This window comes from Bradyrhizobium niftali, assembly GCF_004571025.1.
Classification (GTDB): domain Bacteria; phylum Pseudomonadota; class Alphaproteobacteria; order Rhizobiales; family Xanthobacteraceae; genus Bradyrhizobium; species Bradyrhizobium niftali.
Genome location: NZ_SPQT01000008.1, coordinates 1 through 22759 on the forward strand (window position 1 = coordinate 1; position 22759 = coordinate 22759).

General features: G+C 65.0%; 23 protein-coding genes. 10 read left to right on the forward strand and 13 right to left on the reverse strand.

The features are described 5' to 3' along the window. Positions 1–40: 40 nt before the first annotated feature. Positions 41–1543: a flavin-containing monooxygenase gene (locus E4K65_RS16120; protein ID WP_135175024.1), complete on the reverse strand. Its 1503-nt coding sequence runs from the start codon at positions 1541–1543 to the stop codon at positions 41–43. 124 nt (positions 1544–1667) lie between these two features. Next, a complete protein-coding gene (locus E4K65_RS16125) occupies positions 1668–2426 on the reverse strand; it encodes a S1 family peptidase (protein ID WP_135175025.1) in 759 nt (252 codons plus the stop codon). A gap of 102 nt (positions 2427–2528) precedes the next feature. On the opposite strand from E4K65_RS16125, the gene E4K65_RS16130 reads away from it, so the two are divergent. Further along, a complete protein-coding gene (locus E4K65_RS16130; protein ID WP_167770856.1) occupies positions 2529–3164 on the forward strand; it encodes an HAD-IA family hydrolase in 636 nt (211 codons plus the stop codon). A 261-nt stretch (positions 3165–3425) separates the two neighbouring features. Here the strand turns inward: E4K65_RS16130 and mtnA are convergent, their stop codons facing one another. The 3 genes from mtnA to E4K65_RS16145 all read right to left on the reverse strand — a co-directional run bounded on the left by mtnA (position 3426) and on the right by E4K65_RS16145 (position 5888). Further along, on the reverse strand, positions 3426–4532 hold the full coding sequence (mtnA, locus tag E4K65_RS16135; RefSeq protein ID WP_135175026.1) for an S-methyl-5-thioribose-1-phosphate isomerase: 1107 nt from the start codon (positions 4530–4532) through the stop codon (positions 3426–3428). Between the two features lie 18 nt (positions 4533–4550). Continuing rightward, positions 4551–5426: an S-methyl-5'-thioadenosine phosphorylase gene (locus E4K65_RS16140; RefSeq protein WP_135175027.1), complete on the reverse strand. Its 876-nt coding sequence runs from the start codon at positions 5424–5426 to the stop codon at positions 4551–4553. Between the two features lie 189 nt (positions 5427–5615). Beyond that, positions 5616–5888: a phosphopantetheine-binding protein gene (locus E4K65_RS16145; RefSeq protein WP_135175028.1), complete on the reverse strand. Its 273-nt coding sequence runs from the start codon at positions 5886–5888 to the stop codon at positions 5616–5618. 353 nt (positions 5889–6241) lie between these two features. On the opposite strand from E4K65_RS16145, the gene E4K65_RS16150 reads away from it, so the two are divergent. From E4K65_RS16150 to E4K65_RS16165, 4 genes are all read left to right on the forward strand, one after another. Next, positions 6242–7459 (forward strand): acyl-CoA dehydrogenase family protein, encoded by a 1218-nt coding sequence (locus tag E4K65_RS16150; RefSeq protein ID WP_135175029.1) that lies wholly within the window; start codon positions 6242–6244, stop codon positions 7457–7459. A 64-nt stretch (positions 7460–7523) separates the two neighbouring features. After that, positions 7524–8504, forward strand: a complete 981-nt coding sequence (locus E4K65_RS16155) for an amino acid--[acyl-carrier-protein] ligase (protein WP_027542184.1) — start codon at positions 7524–7526, stop codon at positions 8502–8504. A 95-nt stretch (positions 8505–8599) separates the two neighbouring features. Beyond that, on the forward strand, positions 8600–9475 hold the full coding sequence (locus tag E4K65_RS16160; RefSeq protein WP_135175030.1) for an acyl-CoA acyltransferase: 876 nt from the start codon (positions 8600–8602) through the stop codon (positions 9473–9475). Between the two features lie 290 nt (positions 9476–9765). After that, positions 9766–12633 carry a PAS-domain containing protein gene (locus tag E4K65_RS16165; RefSeq protein ID WP_135175031.1) on the forward strand — a complete coding sequence of 956 codons (2868 nt, stop codon included), beginning with the start codon at positions 9766–9768 and terminating at the stop codon, positions 12631–12633. 13 nt (positions 12634–12646) lie between these two features. Here E4K65_RS16165 and E4K65_RS16170 read toward each other — a convergent pair whose 3' ends face one another. After that, positions 12647–13111: a MarR family winged helix-turn-helix transcriptional regulator gene (locus tag E4K65_RS16170; protein ID WP_135175032.1), complete on the reverse strand. Its 465-nt coding sequence runs from the start codon at positions 13109–13111 to the stop codon at positions 12647–12649. Between the two features lie 97 nt (positions 13112–13208). Between E4K65_RS16170 and E4K65_RS16175 the strand changes: the two genes are divergently transcribed. Then, on the forward strand, positions 13209–13577 hold the full coding sequence (locus E4K65_RS16175) for an antibiotic biosynthesis monooxygenase family protein (protein WP_135175033.1): 369 nt from the start codon (positions 13209–13211) through the stop codon (positions 13575–13577). A gap of 67 nt (positions 13578–13644) precedes the next feature. On the opposite strand, the gene E4K65_RS47250 is transcribed toward E4K65_RS16175, so the two are convergent. After that, on the reverse strand, positions 13645–13800 hold the full coding sequence (locus tag E4K65_RS47250; protein ID WP_167770857.1) for a hypothetical protein: 156 nt from the start codon (positions 13798–13800) through the stop codon (positions 13645–13647). 130 nt (positions 13801–13930) lie between these two features. After that, positions 13931–15625, reverse strand: a complete 1695-nt coding sequence (locus E4K65_RS16180) for a bifunctional diguanylate cyclase/phosphodiesterase (RefSeq protein WP_135175034.1) — start codon at positions 15623–15625, stop codon at positions 13931–13933. A gap of 221 nt (positions 15626–15846) precedes the next feature. Here E4K65_RS16180 and E4K65_RS16185 point away from each other — a divergent pair, with 221 nt between their 5' ends. After that, positions 15847–16107, forward strand: a complete 261-nt coding sequence (locus tag E4K65_RS16185) for a hypothetical protein (RefSeq protein WP_027542178.1) — start codon at positions 15847–15849, stop codon at positions 16105–16107. A gap of 6 nt (positions 16108–16113) precedes the next feature. On the opposite strand, the gene E4K65_RS16190 is transcribed toward E4K65_RS16185, so the two are convergent. The 3 genes from E4K65_RS16190 to mtgA all read right to left on the reverse strand — a co-directional run bounded on the left by E4K65_RS16190 (position 16114) and on the right by mtgA (position 17934). After that, on the reverse strand, positions 16114–16764 hold the full coding sequence (locus E4K65_RS16190) for a hypothetical protein (protein ID WP_167770858.1): 651 nt from the start codon (positions 16762–16764) through the stop codon (positions 16114–16116). A gap of 144 nt (positions 16765–16908) precedes the next feature. Continuing rightward, positions 16909–17091 (reverse strand): 50S ribosomal protein L32, encoded by a 183-nt coding sequence (rpmF, locus tag E4K65_RS16195; RefSeq protein ID WP_007598106.1) that lies wholly within the window; start codon positions 17089–17091, stop codon positions 16909–16911. Between the two features lie 168 nt (positions 17092–17259). After that, positions 17260–17934, reverse strand: a complete 675-nt coding sequence (gene mtgA / locus E4K65_RS16200; protein ID WP_135175036.1) for a monofunctional biosynthetic peptidoglycan transglycosylase — start codon at positions 17932–17934, stop codon at positions 17260–17262. A gap of 161 nt (positions 17935–18095) precedes the next feature. On the opposite strand from mtgA, the gene E4K65_RS16205 reads away from it, so the two are divergent. Next, a complete protein-coding gene (locus E4K65_RS16205) occupies positions 18096–19019 on the forward strand; it encodes a polyprenyl synthetase family protein (RefSeq protein WP_027542175.1) in 924 nt (307 codons plus the stop codon). A 7-nt stretch (positions 19020–19026) separates the two neighbouring features. After that, entirely contained in the window at positions 19027–19713 is a 687-nt protein-coding gene (locus E4K65_RS16210) for a DUF1345 domain-containing protein (protein WP_135175037.1), read from the forward strand. Positions 19714–19767: 54 nt separating this feature from the next. Here E4K65_RS16210 and E4K65_RS16215 read toward each other — a convergent pair whose 3' ends face one another. Both E4K65_RS16215 and E4K65_RS16220 read right to left on the reverse strand, forming a co-directional pair. After that, positions 19768–21585 carry a caspase family protein gene (locus E4K65_RS16215; RefSeq protein ID WP_135175038.1) on the reverse strand — a complete coding sequence of 606 codons (1818 nt, stop codon included), beginning with the start codon at positions 21583–21585 and terminating at the stop codon, positions 19768–19770. Positions 21586–21750: 165 nt separating this feature from the next. After that, a complete protein-coding gene (locus tag E4K65_RS16220) occupies positions 21751–22179 on the reverse strand; it encodes a GFA family protein (RefSeq protein ID WP_167770859.1) in 429 nt (142 codons plus the stop codon). A gap of 93 nt (positions 22180–22272) precedes the next feature. On the opposite strand from E4K65_RS16220, the gene E4K65_RS16225 reads away from it, so the two are divergent. After that, positions 22273–22647: a nuclear transport factor 2 family protein gene (locus E4K65_RS16225; protein WP_027542171.1), complete on the forward strand. Its 375-nt coding sequence runs from the start codon at positions 22273–22275 to the stop codon at positions 22645–22647. Positions 22648–22759 lie beyond the last annotated feature (112 nt).

Consider the following 22759-nt stretch of genomic DNA (forward strand, 5'->3'; position numbering starts at 1 on the left):
CCGGGACGACAGCGGAGTGTGTGGTCAGCGCGAACGCACCTCACCCGTAAACGAACGCCTTGTCGTCCAGATCCGTCTTCGGGATCTCGTCCTTCTCGGTCCAGTAATCCTGGCTGTGCTGCCATTCCGGCTTGTCGCCGCGCTTGGGCAGAAGATTCATGTTGCGCATCATGTAGCCGGGATTGAAGTTTTCCGGATCGATCCAGGGCAGGATCGGCATGTTGTGGTCTTCGGGTCGCAAGCGTACCTCGACCTTCTTTTTGCCCTTCGCCTTCATGTGTCCGAGCAGGCGGCAGACGAAATCGGCCACGAGGTCGACGCGCAACGTCCAGCTGGCACGGAAATAGCCGAACACCCAGACCATGTTCGGCACACCCGTGAACATCATGCCGCGATAGGTGACGGTGTCGCCGAAGGCGAGCGGCTTGCCGTCGATCTCGACGGCAATGTCGCCCAGCGCCGCAAGGTTGAAGCCGGTCGCGGTCACGATGACATCGGCTTCGAGCAGCTTGCCCGACTTGAGCTGGATGCCGTTCTCGACGAAACATTCGATCTCGTCGGTGACGACGGATGCCTTGCCGCTGGCGATGCCCTTGAACAGGTCGGCATCCGGCACGAAGGCGATGCGCTGCCGCCACGGCCGGTAGCTCGGCGTAAAGTGTGTCTCGACGTCGTACTCCGGACCAAGAACCGCGCTGATCTGGCCGATCAGTTCCTTCTTCACCTGCTCGGGCTTCGACAGGCAGAGCTTTGTGAACGCATCCTGCTCGAACAATATCTTGCGGCGGACGATCTCGTGGATCCATTCCTCGTCGACCTGGAGCCGGCGCAACTCCTCCGCGATCTCGATGGCGTTGCGGCCGAGCCTGAAATAGGTCGGCGAACGCTGGAGCATGGTCACATGCGCGCATGTGTCGGCGATGTTCGGCACCAGCGTCGCCGCCGTCGCGCCCGAGCCGATCACGACCACCTTCTTGTTCGTGAGGTCGATGTCATCAGGCCAGGTCTGCGGATGGACGATGCGGCCCTTGAAGCGGTCCGTGCCCTTCCACTCCGGCGTGTAACCCTCGGAATGGCGATAATAGCCCTGGCACATCCAGAGGAAGTTTGCGGTGAAGATCTTTGCCTCACCGGTGTCGGTCGTTGTCGCCTCGATGGTCCAGAGATTCTGCTCGCTCGACCAGCTCGCGGAATTGATCTTGTGCTTATAGCGGATGTGCCGGGCGATATCGTTTTCGTCGATCACCTCGTTCATGTAGGCGAGGATTTCTTCGGCGGTTGCGATCGGCGGCCCGACCCACGGCTTGAAGCTGTAGCCGAAAGTGTGGAGGTCGCTGTCCGAGCGAATTCCGGGATAGCGATGCGTGGTCCAGGTGCCGCCGAACGTCTCTTGCGTCTCCAGGATCACGTAGCTGGTGCCCGGAAGCTGCTTGGTGACGTGATAGGCGCTGCCGATGCCGGAGATGCCGGCACCGACGATCAGCACGTCGAAATGTTCAGAGGCCTGTTTGGTTGTGGCGTGACTGCGAACAGCGACATTCATTGTTGCTTCTATGCCTTGCTTGTCTTTTTGGCCGCCCTTGATGAGCGACGCGTTTCCTCCGCGACAGGCATGATCACCCGCCGCGCTTCCGCTTCAACATGGCACAGATCAAGTTGCGGTCAAATCACAGCGCCGCACCCCAGCTCCGCGCGGTCTGCAAGATCCAGTCGCGGTAGAGCGTGAGCGGCGTGACGCCGGTCAGCCCGCCGCAGCCGGCGGCGCCGTTCGGCCCTGTGGACCAGCTGATGAGGCCGACGAGCACGGCGCCGTTCGGCTTGTCCTCGAACACGGGACCTCCGGAATCACCGGTGCAGGCGCCAATTCCGTCGCGAACACCGTTGGTTACGGGATCGACCAGCCGGATCTGAAGCGTGCCGGGCTGGCCGGTGACGACGAGGCCCGCGACGCGCGTCGCGCCGCCGCTCTTGCCGTCACCGCGCACGGTGACGCCGATGCCGGCGATGACGAAGCGGTTGCCGACCTGAATTGGAATATTCGGCATGCCGACCGGCACCGTCGATTTTCCCTTGAGTGGAATTTCCAGTTGCAGCAGCGCCACGTCGGCGGTGGCGCGATGTGCCTGCATCGCCTGCATGTTGAAGCTTGGATGGATCGCGACGGTGCGGACGTTCAGCAATTGCGGCTGGCCGTCGGCGCCGCGATCGACGATCTTGTAGTCCGCGCCGGGCTGCACGCAGTGGGCGACGGTGAGCACGAGTCTTGGCGCGATCAGGCTGCCGGTGCAGAAATTGCCGCGTGAGCCGACGATGGTGACGACGGCACGCGCAACGCCATCGGCCTGCGGCGTGCCGCCGCCGACGATAGCACCGGCGGGCGTGGCGGGCAGCAGCGCAGCGACGATGAGAATTGCAAGCTTCTTCATGGGAACACGCCTTGGCGGCGACCTTGGTGGGGTTGCTTCGGACTGGCCCTTGCCGATAGCGCATGCTAGCCGTCTTGGAAAGGAATTGACGAGGGCAGGACATTGGCGATCGAGGCTGTGATCTTTGATTTTGGCGGCGTGCTGACGAGTTCGCCGTTCGAGGCGTTCGCGCGGTTCGAGACCGAGCGTGGACTGCCCATCGACATCATCCGGCGCACCAACGCCGCCAATCATCTGGAAAACGCCTGGGCCAGGTTCGAGCGCGCCGAGGTCGACATCGACACCTTCGACACGCTGTTCGCGGAGGAGTCGCGCGCGCTCGGCGCGGAGGTGCGCGGCCGCGACGTGCTGCCGCTGCTTCAGGGCGATCTGCGTCCCGAGATGGTCGAAGCTTTGAAGCGCATCAAGGCCGGGCTCAAGACCGGCTGCATCACCAACAATCTGCCCGCCAACGCCATCGGCAGCATGACCGGGCGCTCGCTCTACATCGCCGAGGTGATGGTGCTGTTCGACCACGTCATCGAGTCCGCCAAGATCGGCCTGCGCAAACCCGACCCACGCATTTACAAGATGATGGTCGAGACGCTGAAGGTCGATCCAAGGAATTGCGTCTATCTCGACGATCTCGGCGTCAATCTGAAACCCGCGCGTGAGATGGGCATGACCACCATCAAGGTCACCAGCGGCGCCCAGGCGATCGCCGAGCTCGAGAAGGCGACAGGGCTGAAGCTCTCCTAGGCGCGCTGCCAATTCCTCATCCAGAGGAGCGCGCTTTGCGCGCGTCTCGAAGGATGAAGGCCCGGCTGGTGCCCCTCGCCCTTCGAGACGCCGCGTAGGCGCGGCTCCTCAGGGTGAGGGAGAGAGGTCGGTGCACGCCGCTTCAACAGAAGCGTCATTGCGAGCGCAGCGAAGCAATCCAGAACCCACCGCAGAGACAGTCTGGATTGCTTCGCTGCGCTCGCAATGACGAGATCGGGGCGACTGTCTTCGTGAAACGCCCTACTCCGCCGCGGCGGCGATCCGCTCGGGAAACGCGGCTGCGAGCGAGGCGCGGTCGGGCTTCAGCACACCGCGCTCGGTGATGAGACCGGTGACGAGGCGAGCAGGCGTCACGTCAAACGCGTAATTCGCGACCGGCGAGTTCTCGGGCACGATGCGCACCGTCTCCAACCGGCCGTCGGCGGTGCGGCCGGTCATATCGGTGACCTCCACGCCGCTGCGCTGCTCGATCGGGATGTCGCGGATGCCGTCATGGACGGCGAAATCGATCGTCGGCGACGGCAGCGCGACGTAGAACGGCACGCCGTTGTCATGCGCGGCGAGCGCCTTGAGATACGTGCCGATCTTGTTGCAAACGTCGCCATTGGCGGCGACGCGATCGGTGCCGACGATGGCGAGATCGACCATGCCGTGCTGCATCAGATGGCCGCCGGTGTTGTCGGGGATTACCGTGTGCGGCACGCCGTGATGGCCGAGCTCCCAGGCCGTGAGCGAGGCCCCTTGGTTACGCGGCCGCGTCTCGTCGACCCAGACATGGATCTTGATGCCGCGCTCATGCGCCAGATAGATCGGTGCCGTCGCCGTGCCCCAATCGACGGTCGCAAGCCAGCCGGCATTGCAATGGGTCAGCACGTTGACTGTCTCGCCCGCCTTCTTCGCCGCGATCGCCTCGATCAGCGCCAGGCCGTTGGCGGCGATGCCGCGGTTGATCTCGACGTCCTGCTCGACGATCTCATCGGCGCGCGCATAGGCCGCCTCCGCCCGCTCAACGGGATCGATCGGCGCGAGCGTCGCACGCATCTCGTCCAGGGCCCATTTCAGATTGATTGCGGTCGGGCGTGCCACGACGAGCGTCTCGTAGGCGCGCTTCAGGCCGGCATCGGAAGCGTCCTCGCGCATCGCAAGCGCCATGCCGTAGGCCGCGGTGGCACCGATCAGCGGCGCGCCGCGCACCAGCATGTCGCGGATGGCCACTGCCGCGTCGTCGCAGGAGGTCAGGCGCGCGACAACGAACTCATGGGGCAGCCGGCGCTGGTCGATCGCGCCGACCGACCAGCCGTCGCGCTCACGCCAGATGCTGCGGAAATGCTTGCCGTCGACCTTCATGGCTTTCTGCCTTTCGTCTCACCCACGCAGCACGCGCCCTGCCACCGCATCGAGCTTCTTCAAAAGCTCGGGATCACGCGCCTCGGGCGCGGTGATCAGCGCGGTATCGAGCGCGCGATCCGAACCGATCGGGCACGGCTCATGCTCACGCGGAAAGTCTTGCGCCAGCCGCGCCACCAGCGCCTTCGCCTTGTCGGCATTCGAGGTCAGCACGCGAATGATGTCCTGCACGGTGACGGCGTCGTGGTCGGGATGCCAGCAGTCGAAATCCGTCACCATCGCCACCGTGGCGTAGCAGAGCTCCGCTTCGCGCGCGAGCTTCGCCTCGGGCATGTTGGTCATGCCGATCACGGAATAGCCAAGGGTCTTGTAGGTCATGCTCTCCGCAAGGGTCGAGAACTGCGGCCCTTCCATGCAGACATAGGTGCCGCCGCGCGCGATTGCGATGCCCTCGGCCTCGGCGGCCGCGGCGAGATGGATGCGCAGCCGCGGCGAGACCGGATGGGCCATCGACACATGCGCGACGCAGCCGTGGCCGAAGAACGAGCTCTCGCGCTTGTGGGTGCGGTCGACGAATTGATCGACCAGCACGAAGGTGCCGGGCGGCATCTCTTCCTTGAACGAGCCGCAGGCCGACAGCGAGATCAGGTCGGTGACACCGGCCCGCTTCAGGGCGTCGATATTGGCGCGATAATTGATGTCGGAGGGCGACAGCCTGTGGCCCTTGTCGTGCCGCGGCAGGAACACGATCGGCAGGCCTGCGATGGTCCCGCGCCGCAGGGGCGCCGACGGCTCGCCCCACGGGCTCTTGATCACCTCTTCGCGCGCACCCTCGAGGCCCGGCAGGTCATAGATGCCGGAGCCGCCGATGATGCCCAATACCGCCTGCGTCATGCCTGTTCCACCCTGTCTGCTCCATGCGACATGGTTAAGCTATGCCAGTTTTGCGGCGGTTTTGGAACGGGGGTGGGGGTGGTGCTGTGACGAGCGTGAGGCGCTCGTAACACGTTCGGTGTCGTCCCGGCCTAGTGCGCAATTGCGCACTAGGCCGGGACGACATTGGGGAGACACCTGTGCGTTTAACTAAGCCGCGGTCGCCGGCTGCAATTGGGTCATCACCATCCGCTCCAGCGTCTCGACGGACTGGAAATTCTCCGGCGTGATCTCCGACTGCGGAATGGTGAAGTCGAACTCGGCTTCGACGCCGAGCATCAGGTTGACCATGTCCATCGAGGTCAGGCCGACGTCGACGAGCTTTGCCGACGACGTGACGTCCGCGGCGAGCGCGTTCTGTTCGAGGATGCCCTTCACCAGCTTGATGATGCGATTGCGCACGTCGGTATTGAAGGCCTGCATCGGCAAATTCCCGTTTGTCTAGTCGGACCGGACTGCCGCCTACGATGGGCAGGGACGGCCGATCTCGCAATGGCCGGCACCATTACTTCGCGTTTCTTAGTAAACGATGACTCAGATTGTCTGGAATCCCGGCATCTTCCAGATCCCTAACGCGATCGCGGAAATTCCGACCATGCCAACAACCGGCCCTTAACTGTTCGTTCGGAATTTGGCTTTGTTTACCCTGTATTTCATCGACGAATTTGAATTAAATCCGTAGCCTCGTCTCACAAGCAAAGATGGTCGGAGGATCGCTTACACGGCATCGCGAATGATGCCGGCGATCTCGAACGGCAAACCGGAGGCGGACGAGCATGAACGTGCGTGAAGCAGTTCTCACTGTCGACGAAACGCAGACGAGCCTCCTCGAGCAGGGTCCCTCCCTGATCGAGCGCGCCACCCGAACCGCTGCAGCGGCAGCGGCCGACGCCGACGGGGTCGATCGCGACGCCCGCTTCCCGCACAAGGCCTTCGACGTCGCGCGTGAGCAGAAATTGCTCGGCGTCATGATCCCGGTCGAGTTCGGGGGCTTCGGCGCCTCGATCTACGACGTCACCGATATCTGCTACACGCTCGGGCGGGCCTGCGCCTCGACCGCGATGATCTACGCAATGCACCAGACCAAGGTCGCCTGCGTCGTCAGGCACGGCCACGGCATTCCCTGGATGGAAACCATGATGCGGCGGGTCGCCCGCGACCAGTGGCTGCTCGCCTCCTCCACCACGGAAGGCCAGAACGGCGGCAACATCCGCGCCAGCGCCGCCGCCGTCGACGTCGCCGGCGACACCGTCTCGCTGCTGCGCGACGCCACCGTGATCTCCTACGGCGCCGAGGCCGACGGCCTCGTCACCATCGCCCGCCGCGCCACCGACGCCGCCGCCTCCGACCAGGTGCTGCTGGCGCTCGCCAAGGACGATTACTCGCTGAAGCGGACGCTGGGCTGGGAAACGCTCGGCATGCGCGGCACCTGCTCCACCGGTTTCGAGCTGAAGGTCGACTGCCCGTCCGACCGTGTCTTCCCGGAAGCCTACGACAAGATCCATGCCCAGACGATGACGCCGTTTGCGCATCTGTGCTGGTCCTCGGCCTGGGCCGGCATTGCCGCCGCGGCCGTGACGCGCGCGCAGGCCTTCATCCGCAAGGCGGCCCGCAGCTCCGGCGGCCAGATGCCGCCGGCGGCTGCGCATTTCACGGCAGCGAAGATGTCGCTGGCAAAGCTGCGCGCGCTGATCGCTGCCAATATCGACGCCTTCGCCCGTGCCGAGCACGACGAGCGCGCGCTCGGCTCGCTCGACTTCCAGTCGTCGATCACCCTTCTGAAGGTGCAGGCTTCCGAACTCGCGGTCGAGACCGTGATGCATGCGATGCGCACCGCGGGTCTTTCCGGCTACCGCAACGACGGCGAATTCACCATGGGCCGTCACCTGCGCGACGTGCTGTCGTCGCCGATCATGATCAACAACGACCGTATTCTGGCCAACGCCGCGACCGCGACGCTGATGAGCGGCATTCCGGCGAGCCTTCGGGACTGACAAGCTTTCGAGACTGACGTGCCTTCGCCCAATAAGAATAATTTCAGATAGCAGGAAGTCGAATATGAACATTGCTGTTCTCCCCAACTCGCCTGACACCGCGCCGCAAATCTCGGATCCGCTCGATCATCTCGCCGACAAGCTGTTCCACAGCATGGGCTCGGACGGCGTCTATGCCCGCACCGCGCTCTATGAGGGCATCGTCGAGCGGCTCGCCGCGCTGATCACCAGCCATCGCGAAGCCGGCACCGAAGCGCTGCGCTTTCCACCGGTGATGAGCCGCGCCCAGCTCGAGAAGTCGGGCTATCTCAAGAGCTTTCCGAACCTGCTCGGCTGCGTCTGCGGCCTGCACGGCACCGAACGCGAGATCAACGCCGCGGTCAGCCGCTTCGACGCCGGCGGCGACTGGACCACGTCGCTCTCGCCGGCCGACCTCGTGCTGTCGCCGGCCGCCTGCTACCCCGTCTATCCGATCGCGGCGAGCCGCGGACCCTTGCCGAAGGGCGGTCTCCGCTTCGACGTCGCCGCGGACTGCTTCCGCCGCGAGCCGTCGAAACATCTCGACCGGCTGCAATCGTTCCGGATGCGCGAATATGTCTGCATCGGCACACCCGATGACGTTTCCGATTTCCGCGAGCGCTGGATGGTTCGTGCGCAGGCGATCGCCAGCGATCTCGGCCTGACCTTCCGCGTCGACTATGCCAGCGACCCCTTCTTCGGCCGCGTCGGCCAGATGAAGGCGGTGAGCCAGAAGCAGCAGCAGCTCAAGTTCGAGCTCCTGATCCCGCTGCGCTCGGAAGAGCAGCCGACCGCCTGCATGAGCTTCAACTATCACCGCGAGCATTTCGGCACCACCTGGGGCATCCAGGACGCCAATGGCGAACCGGCCCACACCGGCTGCGTCGCCTTCGGGATGGACCGGCTTGCGGTCGCGATGTTCCACACCCACGGCACAGACCTTTCGGCCTGGCCCGCCAAGGTGCGGGACATCCTCGGCCTGCAGCCGCATGTCGCGGCCGATGCCCATGGCGAGGGCTGGCGCTAGAGCATGATCCGGAAAAGTGCGAAGCGGTTTTCCGAAAAGATCATGCTGAGACGATAGACCAAACGAGGCCTGCCATTTCCACGGGTAAGACGAGCGTGATCCACACCAAGGTCAGATGCCGCGAGATCACCGAGGCCGACGTCGATGCGGTCGCGGACCTGCTGACGCGCGGCTTCGTCGGCCGCTCGCGCAATTACTGGATGCAGGGCCTGCGCCGGCAGGCCTTCCGGCCCGTGCCGGAGGGCTATCCGCGCTTCGGCTACATGCTCGACAATGACGGCACGCCGGTTGGCGTGCTGCTGCTGATCTACACGGCACGGAAGGACTGCGAAGAGACCGCGATCCAGTGCAATTTGTCGAGCTGGTATGTCGATCCGGCCTATCGCAACTACGCCCCGCTGCTGACCAAGATCGCGCAGCGGCACAAGGACGTGACCTATCTCAACATCAGCCCGGCGCCTTGGACCTGGCCGATCATCGAGACGCAGGGCTTTCGCGCCTATTGCCGCGGCATATTCTTTTCGGTGCCTGCGCTGGCGCGGGCCCCGCGCTGGAGCAAGATCGAAGTCGTCTCGCAGCACGCCAAGACGATCGAGGGACTTTCCGAGGCCGAGACCGAACTGCTGACGCGGCATGCGCGCTACAACTGCCTCAGCCTCGTCTGCCGCACGCCGCAGGGAACCTTCCCCTTCATCCTGCAACCGGTGCGCATCCGCCGCGGCTTCATCGCGCCGCCCGCGATGAAGCTGATCTACTGCCGCAGCGCCGCCGAGTACGCCGCCTGCGCAGGCCGCATCGGCCGGCTGCTGCTGCGGCTCGGCAAGATCTCGGTGGCTCTCGATGCCAACGGCCCAGTTCCCGGCCTCGTCGGTATTTATACTGAGCGGCGTGGCCGCAAATATTACAAGGGCCCGCACCAGCCGCAGCTCGCCGATCTCACCGACACGGAACTCGTGCTCTACGGGCCGTAGAAGATCGATCCGTCCCTGTAGCCCGCATGAGCGTAGCGACATGCGGGAACGACTGCCCCGGATATCGCTACGCTTATCCGGGCTACGGGACTGAGATTTGTCGCGCGCTCCCGCCCAACTCTGGCTTGCAGCTACCTTCGCACTCGCGCGCTCGCCTCACGCACTCTCTCCATCGCCAGTCACCCTCCGTAAACTACTGCGCTTAAGGGAATTTTCCGGGGTCTTCGTTACCCTCGGTGCTCGAATTACGCTGTGTTAAGTCGATTGCCCGCCGAGATCACGCCGACCCCATGACGTCGACCTGCGATAACGAGCTTGGTGCACGCCGCGAGCAGGGCCCGGAGGCCCTGGTCGCGCTGAGCCAGCTTGCGCTCGACCACATGGAGCAGGGCGTTTGCGTCTACGATGCCGACAACCGGATCGTGCTGGTCAACCAGCGTTACCTCAGCCTGTTCGACATGTCGGCCGATGTCGTGCGGGTGGGCACGAGCTATCGCGAGGTGCTCGCGCACAGCGCGACTCGTGGGAATTTTCCGGAAAGCGAGCTCGACACGCTGTATTCGACGCGGATCGCGCAAATCGCAGGCGGCAAGCCGTTCCGTACCGAGCAACGGCTGTCGACTGGCCTCGTCATGGCACTCGAGCTGAAGCCGCTTCCCGGCGGCGGCTGGATGACGATCTGCGACGACGTCAGCCGCCTCGCCCGGCTCGAGGCGGAATTGCGCGTGCAGACCGAACGCAGCCAGCATGCGCTCGCCAACATGTCGCACGGCCTCATCATGTATGACGCCGACAGCCGCCTCGTCGTCTGCAACGAACGCTTCCTGAACCTCTACAACCTCGACCCCGAAATCGTGAAGCCGGGCGTCACGCACAGCGCGGCCATCGAACACTGGCTCTCGCGCGGCAATACGCCGGGCATGTCGGCCGACGAATTCCGCGACACCAGGCTCGAGGACGTGCGCGGTCAGAAGGCGAAGACGCTGCTGGTGATGCGCTACGACGGGCGGATGGTGCAGGCGGTCTCCCGCTTCCTGCCCGACGGCGGCTGGGTGACGGTGCACGAAGACGTCACCGAACGGCTGAAATACGAGGAGACGCTGAGGCAGCAGAACTTCATCCTCGACGCGGCGATGGAGAACATGGCGCACGGGCTCGCCTTCTACGACAGCGACATGCGCCTGCGCGTCTGCAACACCACCTACCGCAAGATCTACTGGCTGTCGCCGGAGGAAACCAGGCCCGGCACGCATCTCGGCGAGCTGATCGAACGATCGATGGCGAACGGCGCGTTCGCTTCGGAATACAGCCCGCAACAGCTCCTGGAAGCCGCCAGCGCGCGGATCGCGAACCGCGATTCCTCGCCGATGCGCCGGCGCATGACGAACGACACCGTGATCTCGGTGCGCTATTGCGCCCTGGCCGAGGGCGGCTTCGTCGCCACCTACGAGGACATCACCGAGCGCGAGCGCGCGATCGAGGAGCTGAGCGAGCAGTATCGCCGCTTCGACGCGGCGCTGAACAACATGAGTCAGGGCCTGTGCATGCTCGATTCGAGCCTGCGCGTGATCGTCTGCAACCGCCGCTATATCGAGATGTACGGGCTATCGCCCGACGTTGTGAAGCCGGGCATTTCGATGCGCGAGATCATGGATCACAGCTGCGAGCTCGGCATCCATCCGAACACGACCGGCGCCAGGCTCTACGCCGACTATGTCGAAAGGCTGCGCGAGGGCGAGCACACGTTGCACCGCCATTTGAGCGACGGCCGTATCATCAAGCTCAACCACAAACGGATGGAGCTTGGCGGCTGGGTCGTCACCTATGAGGACGTCACCGAGCGCCACAAGGCCCAGGCCCGCGTTGCGCACATGGCCCGGCACGATTCACTCACCGACCTGCCCAACCGCACGCTGTTCCGCGAGAAGATGGGCGAGGGACTGAACCAGGTCGCGATCGCCGGCGGCGCCATGGCGGTGCTGTGCTTCGACCTCGACAATTTCAAGACCGTCAACGACAGGCTTGGCCATGCCGCCGGCGATCGCCTGCTACGCTGGGTCGCCGCGCGCCTGAAGGAGAATGTCGGCGAGCACGACACCGTCGCGCGCCTCGGCGGCGACGAGTTCGCCGTTCTCCAGCGCGGCCCGCAGCCACAGTCGGCCGAAAAGCTCGCCCGCCGCCTGGTCGAGATCATCGGCCACCCGCCGCCGCTGGAAAGCCAGTCGATCCATGTCGGCGCCTCCGTCGGTATCGCAATCGCGCCCGATCACGGGCTCGATGCCGACGAGCTGATGAAATGCGCCGACCTCGCGCTGTACCAGGCCAAGGCCAGGGGGCGCGGCGCCTATCAGCTGTTCGAACCCGAGATGGAGGAAGAGGCCCGCAGCCGGCACGCGCTGGAGCACGATCTGCGCGGCGCACTGGAGGCGCGTGAATTCCACCTGGTGTTCCAGCCGCAGGTGCGGCTCGACTCCTCCGAGCTCACCGGCTTCGAGGCGCTGCTGCGCTGGAAGCATCCCTCGCGCGGCTTCGTCTCGCCGGCCGAGTTCATTCCGATCGCCGAAGAGAACGGGCTGATCGTGCCGATCGGCGAATGGGTGCTGCGCACGGCCTGCGCGACCGCGGCGTCCTGGCCCGATGTCACGGTCGCGGTGAACCTGTCGCCGGTGCAGTTCCGCTCGCGCGGGCTGGCGGCGATGGTCACGAGCGCGCTCGCGGAGGCCGGCCTGCCGCCGCAGCGGCTCGAACTGGAGGTCACCGAGACCGCACTGCTCGACGACAGCGAGGCGACGATCGAGATCTTGCACCAGCTTCGCGCACTCGGCGTGCGCGTCAGCCTCGATGATTTCGGCGTCGGCTATTCCTCGCTGAGCTATCTGCGCAAGTTTCCGTTCGACCGCATCAAGATAGACCGCTCCTTCGTCGGCACGCTCGGCGAAAGCCCGGAGAGCGTCGCCATCGTCCGCACCATCGCGAGCCTCGGCTCCGTGCTCGGCGTCGAGACCACGGCTGAGGGTGTGGAGACCGAGGAGCAGCTCGACTTCGTGCGCGAATGCGGCTGCACCGCGGTGCAGGGCTATTACTTCGGCAGACCGTGCCCGGCGACCGAGGTCGGGCGCACCATCGAGACGCTGAACGCGGTTCGCCGCGTGGCGTAAGGCTGCTGCATGATCAATCCTCGCCGGTTCCTTCGAGTCGATCACGCAGAGCGTTGAGCACCCGGTGGGCGATCTCGACCTCCTTCACTGACAGCCCATCCGACAGGCCGTTGACCCACGGGACCTGCAGGCGGCCAGCCGCATCGTAGATCTGCCTGCCCTTTTCAGTGAGCACCACAAGCTGCGCCCGGCGATGATGCGGGTTGACCTCGAACACAACGAGACCATCGCGCTCGAGGTCGTTGACGATGCGCTGCACGTTCTGGCGATTGGCGCCGAGATTGCGGGCGAGCCAGGCGACCGGCTCCGGGCGCTCGGCATCGGCGATCGCCCCCAGGATCTGCCAGCGCGCACTGGTGAGGCCGAGCGACGTCACCAGCCGATCGCCGGCGGTCAGAAGCAGGCTGTTGGCTCGGAACAGGTCGAGGATGAGGCCGGTCAGGGCTTCGCCCGCCGGGGTCCGCTTGGTCTTGCTCATTTGGCACTACTACTCCGTATTGACATCATCATGTCAATTAGCTATGTCCTGGACTGCCGAATTGACATTATGATACCAAATTGACCGGAGCGATGTCATGCCTCAAATGCGTCCCCTCGACCCTTCCTTCCCGATCGACCGTCAGATCGCGCTCGAAACCGGCCCCGTGGTGCTCGTGAACGTCTTCACGCTCGACCCCGAGGACGAGCAGAGCTTCCTGGAGAGCTGGCAGAACGATGCCGCCTTCATGAAACGGCAGCCGGGCTTCATCTCGACCCAGCTCCACCGCGCCGTTGGCGACAGCGCGACCTATCTGAATTACGCAATTTGGGAATCCAACGCACATTTCCGCGCTGCGTTCACGCACCCGGAATTCCGCGCCAAGATTGCGGTCTACCCCACATCCGCCGTCGCGAGCCCGCATCTGTTTCAGAAGGTCGCGGTAGCAGGCATTTGCGTGGCGTAGCTGCCACATCGTCATTGCGAGCGCAGATCGTAGGGTGGGAAGGCGCACTTGCGCCGTGCCCACCAATTTAACGCGTGTTGCTGGCTCGAACTGCGAGGCGCGCCGTCTGAAGCGCTTCGATCACTTTCTCCAAGTCCTCCAGACCCAGCACGACCTCCAAATCGCTACCGTGCCTCAACGACAACGCCAACCCGGCAAGATCGTCGATAACGCGCACCAGCACGAGAGCCTCATCGCCGCTCTCACGATCTACGAAGCTTATCGGAGGAATTGTCACCCGACGTAATCTCCTACTTCGTACAGCGCCTCTTGAAACCGGTGGGCACGCTTCGCTTTGCCCACCCTACGGCTCCTCAGCCCGCCGCGGGCAGCACGCTGTCCGGCGGCGCAGGCCACGGGCGCTCGGCTGACGCGAGCCCGATCAGGCGGCCCTGGATGTAGTCGCAGCCCCAGTCGCGCAGCATGTTTGCGGCCTCGTCGTCCTGCACCCATTCGGCGACCGTCTTGATGTCGAGGCGGCGGGCGAGGTCGATCAGGGTCTGCACGAAAGCGCGATCGTCGGCGGAACGGGTGATGTTCTGCACGAAGGCGCCGTCGATCTTGACGATGTCGACGCCGAGCTTGCGCAAATTGCGGAACGAGGTGTAGCCGGCGCCGAAATCGTCGATGGCGATGCGGCTGCCGAAATTCTTCAGCCGGGTGACGAAGCCACGGACATCGTCGATGTCCTGGATCGCGACCGTCTCGGTGATCTCGACGATCAGCCGCTCGGCGACCCCGGGATGGGCCAGCATCAGCGACTCGATTCCCGCCCACCAATCGGGATCCATGGTGGTGTCGGGCGAGATGTTGAGGCTGAGACTGACATCGGGCGCGGCCGCGAGCTCGGCGACCACGAGCTCGAGTACGCGGTGATCGACGAGGCGGATGAGGCCGAGCCGCTCGGCGACCGGCACGATGTCGGGCGCGAGCAGCACCTGGCCGTCGCCCTGGTCCATCCGCACCAGGCATTCATGGAACGCGCGCTCGCGCGAGACGGCCGAGACCACCGGCTCATAGGCGAGCTTGATGCGGCGCTCGTTCAGTGCGGTGACGATCTCGTCGGTGACGCGGATGTTGACGCGGCGCTGCGCGTCGCGCGTGGCATCCGGACGCCACGCCGCAAACGAGCCGGAGCGCCGGCGCTTTGCCGCGTCCAACGTCTCATGGGCGCGGTTGACCGCCTCGTCCGTATTGCGGGCATAGCGCGGCACGCTGACCGCGCCGATCGAGGCGGTGACCGAGACCGGACCGGATTTCGTCGGCACCACTTCGTCGCGGATACCGGCGAGGAAACGCTCGGCCGCGACGTTCATGTCGTCGATGGTGCAGTTCTTCAGGATCAGGCCGAACTTGTTGCCGGAGAAGCGCCCGAGCACGTCGCCGCCGCGCAGCCGCGCGCGAATGCGTTTGCCGACGTCGAGGATCACGGCGTCCGCAACGTCGAAGCCGAAGGCGTCGTTGACGCGGGCGAGATGATCGATGCCGACCAGCATGAAGGCGGCGGTCGAGCGGAAGCGGGTCGTCTCCTCGATCGCCTCGGCCAGCGCCGCGATCAGGTGGGAGCGGTTGAGCTCGCCGGTCAGCGGATCGAGCCGGGCCAGCCTGGTCAATTCCTCGTCGCGGGCGTGGCGCTCATTGTTGATGCGGACGGAGCCGATCGCGCGGACCGGGCGGCCGTCGGGGCCGGCGAACCAGCGGCCGGTCTCCTCGACCCAGACCACGGGATCGGAGGCGCTCATGCGCACGCCGTATTCGACCCGGTAAGGCGTGCCGTCGGCGCCGTGCACGGCGGATGTCTGCGCCAGCGCGGCGGTCCGCAGCGACGGCGCAGGCTCGATCAGCTTGGCGAATTCGGCACCGGTCGCGAGCCGCTCGGCGGGGATGCCGGGGAATACGGCACTGAGCTGCTCACCCCAGACGATGACGTCGCTGGCGATGTCCCAGGCGAACACGGCCTGGCCGAGCGCGGCCAGGATGTCGGAGGCTTGCGGCAATGCGGGGGTCAATATCGCCTCGTTTCGGGACAGCGGGGAGTCCTATGCCGGCACAGGATAGAGCCAGATTCGCCCCCAACCCTAGGCAAAGTTGATAAACAATTTGGAAACCATGTTTCGGGGCGGTGCGGAACCAAACCGGCCCGGCCGGCATAGGCCTTGCGAGTACATGACTCGCACCGGCGCCCGCGTCCCGAAACGCGACAATCTTCGCCGGATCAACGGTGATTGCGATGTTGAGTACCGATCGATCGGACTTGGCGGACTACGGCACAGGCTCGGCCCTGGTGCCGCTGCTGCCGACGTTACAATGGGTTAACAAGGCGCCGATGCCTCGCCCCGATCCGAGCTTCGTCACCCAGCTCATCGCCAATGCCGAGCATTTGCCCCAGGCCAGCCGGCTCCGCCGAGCCTCCTCCGAAGATGCGCGGATGGCCTATGGCAGCAAGCGCCCGCTCGGAAGCGTCAGCGCGCGCACGCGGCAGGTGGCTTGAGATCGATCAGCGCGGCGCGTCGGGAGACGGCGTGCCGTTGCCGTTGCCCGGCTGCAAATGCGGCGAGGGGATTTCCGGCGAGGTCGTGCCTTGCACCGGCTTCGGCGCCGGATGGTCCATCAGCACGGATTCGGCGACCGATTGCGCGGAGGGCGCGGGCGGCACCGGGGCTGCCTGCGGTACCGATACCGGCTCGAACTTGGGCTCGGACGCAACGTCATCCGCCGGCGCCTCGGCCTGGCGCTTGGCCTTGCGCGGCGCCGGCACCGTCGTCTCGGCGACATAGGTGACACGGCGGCGCGTGCGCTGGGCGATGCCGCCGAGGAAATCGGCCATCGCGAGCAGCACCAGCAGGAAATAGGTGGAGTTGCCGAATTTGGGCCACATCACGAATTCGGCCGCGGCGGCGCCGAACAGGATCAGCGACAGCAAGTGATCCATCAGGAATTTCGCGCCGGGCCGCGCGCCCTTGACCACTTCGAGCAGCAGCAGCACCACACCAAGCGCGAGCAGGAGATCGGAGAGCGTGACCGGCCAGGTCTCGCCCGTGATCATCGGCACCTTGAACAGCACGTCCGAGAAGGACACGCTGGGCATCAGGAAGGCGATGATGTTGTAGACCGCGAGCGGAATCAGAAGCAGCGGGAAACCGACCATCGGCAAAATGCCTTCTCGATCAAGATATCCGGACAGAACAACGCAGCGGCGAAGCATTCGCTCCGCCGCCGTCACCGTCATATCTCATGGGGTGGCCGAAATCAGGCAGGTCAAATCGTCCCGCCTGAAGAAAAAGTCCTGACCTCAGGACTCTTTCTTCTTCAGGACCTGCCGGCCCTTGTACATGCCGGTCTTGAGGTCGAGATGGTGCGGACGACGGAGCTCGCCGGAGTCCTTGTCTTCCACGTAGGTCGGCTTCTTGATGGCGTCTGCCGAGCGGCGCATGCCACGGCGCGACGGCGAGGTTTTTCTTCTCGGAACGGCCATTTCAATATCCTCTAGGGATTGGTGTTATCAGGGCATCGTCCGCGAGGGACGGCTCAGCACCCGCAATACGAGGCGAGCTGAATGCCGATCAAGGCCGCGCTTATAGAGGAAGGCTGGCCGCAAAGCTAGGCTCTTGGGTCGGAAAATGCGCCCGAAAAAGGCCCGAAATCAGCGATTTTCCCGCCAGCAGGTCGCAAGCGTCGAGGCCTGCGCCCTTACCACATAGGTCCCGGCCAGCCGCCGGACACCCGGCCCAGGGTTCCTGGCGCTGCGTTTGACCGGATTCGGCAGGATCGAGGCCAGAAGTGCCGCCTCCCGGGGGGAGAGGCTGGCGGCCGATTTGCCGAAGGCATAGGCGCTGGCCGTCTCCACCCCAAACTGGCCCTGCGGACCGAGCTCGGCGATGTTGAGGTAAATTTCCAGGATCCGCGGCTTGGGCAGGACGAAATCGATCCACAACGCCAGCGGGAATTCCAGCGCCTTGCGGATGAAGTCCCGCCCCTGCCAGAGGAATAGGTTCTTCGCCACCTGCTGGGTGATGGTGGAGGCGCCCCGGAACGGCGTACCGTCCTCCTTCGCGTCGTCGATCGCCTCGCGCAGCGCGCCCCAGTCGATGCCGTGATGCTTGCAGAAATGAGCGTCTTCGGCCGCCACCACCGAGCGCGGCAGGTAAGGCGACATCGCCGCGAGATCGATCCATTCCCGCTGCATCGGCGCGCCCCGCAAGCTTCGCCAGGCCATCAGCGTCGAAACGGGATGGCCGGTGCGGTAGAACGGCGCGATCACATAGGGCGCGAGAACCACGACCGCGAGCGCTAGCAGCAGGATTTTAACGATGCGCAAATCGACCTTTCCGGCGCAAAATGAAACGCGGCCACGGGCCCAGCCATTAAGTCTGTGATAATTCGGGTCTTTTCCAGCACTTTTTAGGCCTTCCAAACGATTGACTGAGGCGGGCTCATAAAGGATTGTCCCGCCGAATTTTAGTTCTGGAGCCCTTCTTGATGACCGGCACGTCCCCGTCCGATTTCGCCAAACGTCTGGACAAGACCGCTGATGACACCGAGGCCCTGCTCGGGCGCCTCCTGGCGGACGACATCCTGCCCGATGAAATCGCCCGTCCCAAGCGACTGATGGACGCAATGCGCTATTCGAGCCTGAACGGCGGCAAGCGCCTGCGACCGTTCCTGGTGGTCGAAAGCGCGGCCGTGTTCGGCGTGCCGCGCGAGGCGGCCCTGCTCGCCGGTGCGGCGCTCGAATGCATCCACTGCTACTCGCTGATTCACGACGACCTGCCCGCGATGGACAATTCGGACCTGCGCCGGGGCCGTCCCACCCTGCACAAGAAGACCGACGACGCGACCGCGATCCTCGCCGGCGACGGCCTGCTCACGCTCGCTTTCGACATCATTACCCGCGACGAGATCCATCGTGACGCCAATGTGCGGCTGCTCTTGACGCGCGCGCTGGCGCGCTGCGCCGGCATCGGCGGCATGGTCGGCGGCCAGATCCTCGATCTCGCCGGCGAAGGCCGCTTTGGCGGCAACGAGCCGATCGATGTCGCGCGTATCCAGCAGATGAAGACCGGCGCGCTGCTGCGCTACGGCTGCATCGCCGGCGCGCTCCTCGGCCAGGCCACGCAGAAGGAATATCAGGCGCTCGACGACTACGGCCGCGCGCTCGGCGAGGCCTTCCAGATCGCCGACGATCTGCTCGACGTCGAAGGCGATGCGGCCGCGCTCGGCAAGCCCTCGGGTCAGGACGCAGCGATGGGCAAGACCACCTTCGTCACCCAGCTCGGCATCGAAGGCGCCAAGCAGCGCGTGCGCGACCTGCTCGCGCGGGCCGACAGCGCAGTCTCGATCTTCGGCGATCGCGCCGCCGTGCTGCAAGCCGCGGCGCGGTTTGTCGCCGAGCGCAAGAACTGACCGTGCGATGACGGGCATCGACAAAGACGATCCCGTCCTCGCGCGCTTCCAGAAAATGTCGCGGCCGATGCGCGTGATTTACGCGCGGCCGCGAACATTCATTTCACTCGGCTTCGGCATCCTGGTGTTTCTGTTGCTGCCCGGCACCCTGCGGCTGGCGACGCGGCTCGTGCTCGGCTGGGATGCGCTGATCGCGGTCTATCTGGTGCTGGTCTACGTGATGATGCTGAACAACGACCACCAGCACATCCGCCGCAACGCAGCGATGCAGGACGACGGCCGCTTCGTGATCCTGCTGGTGACGGCGATCGGCGCGTTCGCGAGCATCGCGGCGATCGTCGCCGAGCTCGGCGCCCATCGCGGCGCCGCGGAGCTGACGATCGCGATCACCACCATCGCGCTGTCATGGGCCGCCGTGCACACCACCTTCGCGCTGCATTACGCCCACGACTATTACCGGCACCCGCCGGGTGGGTTGCAGTTCCCGAGCGGCGACAAGGAAGACCACGCCGACTATTGGGACTTCGTCTATTTCTCCTTCGTGATCGGCATGACCGCGCAGGTCTCCGATGTCGGCATCACCGACAAGACCATCCGCCGCACGGCGACGGCGCACGGCATCGTGTCCTTCATCTACAACACGGCATTGCTGGCGCTGACGGTGAACATCGCGGCAAGCGCGATTGCGACGTGATCCCCCGACATTGTCCCGGCTCCGCCAGGACGATGTCGGGAAGCAGTAGCCTTCTCAGTTGCAGACCTCGGCATTGGCATCAACGTGGGGGCCGCCGCCACCGCGATATACGAGGCGGCAGCCGGGCCTGACCGGCCGGCAGAGGAGATCGTTGCAGAAAATCCGACCGCCGCCGCCCGAGGCGCGACCCGCGCCGGCCGCTGCAGCGGCACCATAGCCGCCCGCCGCACCAGCAGACGCGCCGCCGGACTGACGACCCTGCCGTGCGGGACGCTCATCGCCGTCGTCGCGCTTGGCCGTCGTCGGCTTGGCCGTTGCGGGCTTGGAGGCACGCTGCTTCTCGCACTCATTGTCGTCGTTGACCGCATAGCCGTCACGACAGACGACCTTGCTGCATTTGTCGCCGTCGGCCTTGAAGCCGTGCTCGCAGACCAGCGGGCAGACGCGCGACGGTTTTGACTTGACCGCATCGAGCGCATCGGTGCTCGCCACCTTCACGTCGAGCTTGGTGCCGGCATAGCGGTTGAACTGCGACAGCGACCGCTGCGAGGAGTTATTCCAATTGCCGTCGGCCTGCCCCGAGAAGCAGCCGACGCGGCCGAGCTCGGTCTGCACCGAGCGGCTGAGATCGGCCGGCGCAGTCGCGGGCGTCAGTGACGCGACGTTGATGCCGGCCGGGCTCGCCGTGCTGGCCGGCGCAGCGCCCGGGGCCGTGGCGGCAAGGTTGACGCGCTGCTGCTCGGCGGCGGCCGCCTGCTGCTGCGCCTGTTCCTTCGCCTTCTGGGCGGCAAGCTGCGCCTGCTCGGCGGCCTTCGCGTCGGCCGCAGCCTTGGCCTGCGCATCCTTCTGCGCACCGAGGGCGGCAAGACGGTCGCGCTCGGCCTCGGCCTGCTTGGCCTTCTCGATCGCCGCCGCATGAGCCTGCTCGGCGCCGATCTTCTCGAGCTGGAGCTTGGCGAGGCTGGAATAGAAGCCGTCGGGATGCTGAGCGAGGAAGGCATCCCATGCCGCCCTGTTGCCGACCTGGAGCGCGAGCTCGTAGTCGCGGCGGATGTCGGCCTGCGGGTTCGCCACGGGCGCCGCTGCAGCCACCACCTTGACCGGCACCAGCGGGACATCGTCGCCGCCGAGCGAGCCATAGACGAACGGCTCCTGCTTGTTGCCGGTCGACTTGAGCACGTCGTCGCGCACGAAGCCGAAGGCGCGCCGGACATCGAGGCCCGGCGTCGTCAGGTGCTTCGACAGCGCAACCGTAAACGGGCTGTTGGCGCCGTCGCCGTCCTGTGCCGTGAAGCCGGCCTTGGCCGAATAGGCAATCAGCGTGTTGGGACTGGTCGGCTCGACCTGGGCGAGGCCCCGGCCGATGCCGCGCGAGGCCACCGTGCGCTTCATGGTCTTGCCGAACGGGTTGTCGCGGCAGGCATCCAGGATCACCAGGCGGAGCAGCTTGGCGGGTTCGACGGCGACCAGGACGCGGTCGAGCGAGAGTGCCTCGTCATAGACGTCGGTATCGCGCTCGAGCTTGGCGTCAACGGGGATCAGATAATTGGAGCCTTCGACCTCGATGCCGTGACCGGCGTAGTAGACCACGGCGATGTCGGCATCGCGGGTCGCGTCCGCGAAGTCGCGCAGCACGCGCCGCGTATCCAGGGCCGACAAATCGTGCCGGTAATCGACGGTGTCGAAACCGGCATCCTTCAGTGTCTTCGCCATCACCGAACCGTCATTGACAGGGTTGGTGAGCGACGGCGCATGCTGATAGGCCGAATTGGCCAGCACCAACGCCACGCGCTTTCCGGCGAAAGCAGGTTCGGCGCCGAACAGCAGCGCGAGGGCGAGGAGAAGCGGGCAAAGTCTGAGCAAATTGCGCATGACACGACTTCCGAAAGTTCAGGACCACTCGAGCCCTTTGGGATCGTTCTTGTAGGCTGTGCTTGTGATGGAGGTCACGAAGGCGGCGCTGAGGACAGACGGGATGCCCCCTCGGGTTTGTCGCGCCAGCGCCGTCGCGGTTCGCTGAGGCGTGGGCTGGTTCCCTCATCCATCCCCGACGTGCCCCCGGTATTGCGGCAGATTGTCCGTAATCTCATGCCAGGGCGCCTTCGAGCCGACGAAAATATGGGCGCTGGGCCGGATCGAGGGGGCATCGACCAGGGTTCCCATGGCGACATGGACCCATTTTCCGTCGCGCACCCGGGAATAAAGCAGCGAGCCGCAACGGGCGCAGTGGGCGTCATGGGTGGTGTCGTCCCCGAAAATGATCCGCTGGTCGTCACCCCGGACGATGCGGAGCTTCTCTTGCGGAATGCCGGCGAACGGCTTGAAAGCGGAGCCGGTGGTGCGACGGCAGTTCGAACAGTGGCAGTTCATTGCGTAAGAGAATTGGTCCGCTACCTCGTAGCGCACGGCGCGGCAGTAGCATTCGCCGGTGAGAATACGAGCGTTCGAGTTTTCTGATCCGGTCATGGCAACGCCTGCGCGCAAATGGCTGACACACCCATAGCGCATTTTGATGCGTACGACTAAATTCCCCCAAGCCATCATTCAAAGGAATGACCCATGAGCCAGAATCGTTCGAGCGTCGAAGCCGTCGTGCAAAGCTATTTTGACGGACTCTACGAGGGCGATGCCGACAAACTCGGCGCCATCTTCCATCCCTCCGCCGATCTGCGCTGGGTCGAGAAGGGTGAATTACAGGTACTGACCGTGCCGGATTGGCTCGACCGCGTGCGCAAGCGTCCCTCCGGCAAGGCCGAAGGCAAGCCGCGCGAGGATTTCATCGTCACCATCGACCGTTCGGACGACAAGACCGCCTTCATCAAGGTCCGGTGCCAGCTGCCGCCACGGTTCTTCACCGACTACCTGGTGGCGATGAAGCTCGCCGACGGCTGGCAGATTGTATCGAAATCGTACCGGTATGACCTGAGGGAGTGAGGGGACGCCCTTCGCAATGACGGTGTAGAGACATCGTACACTGCGTTCCCTCCCCCCTTGCGGGGGAGGGTTAGGGAGGGGGTGCCACACGGCGTGCTCTATCGATTTCTGC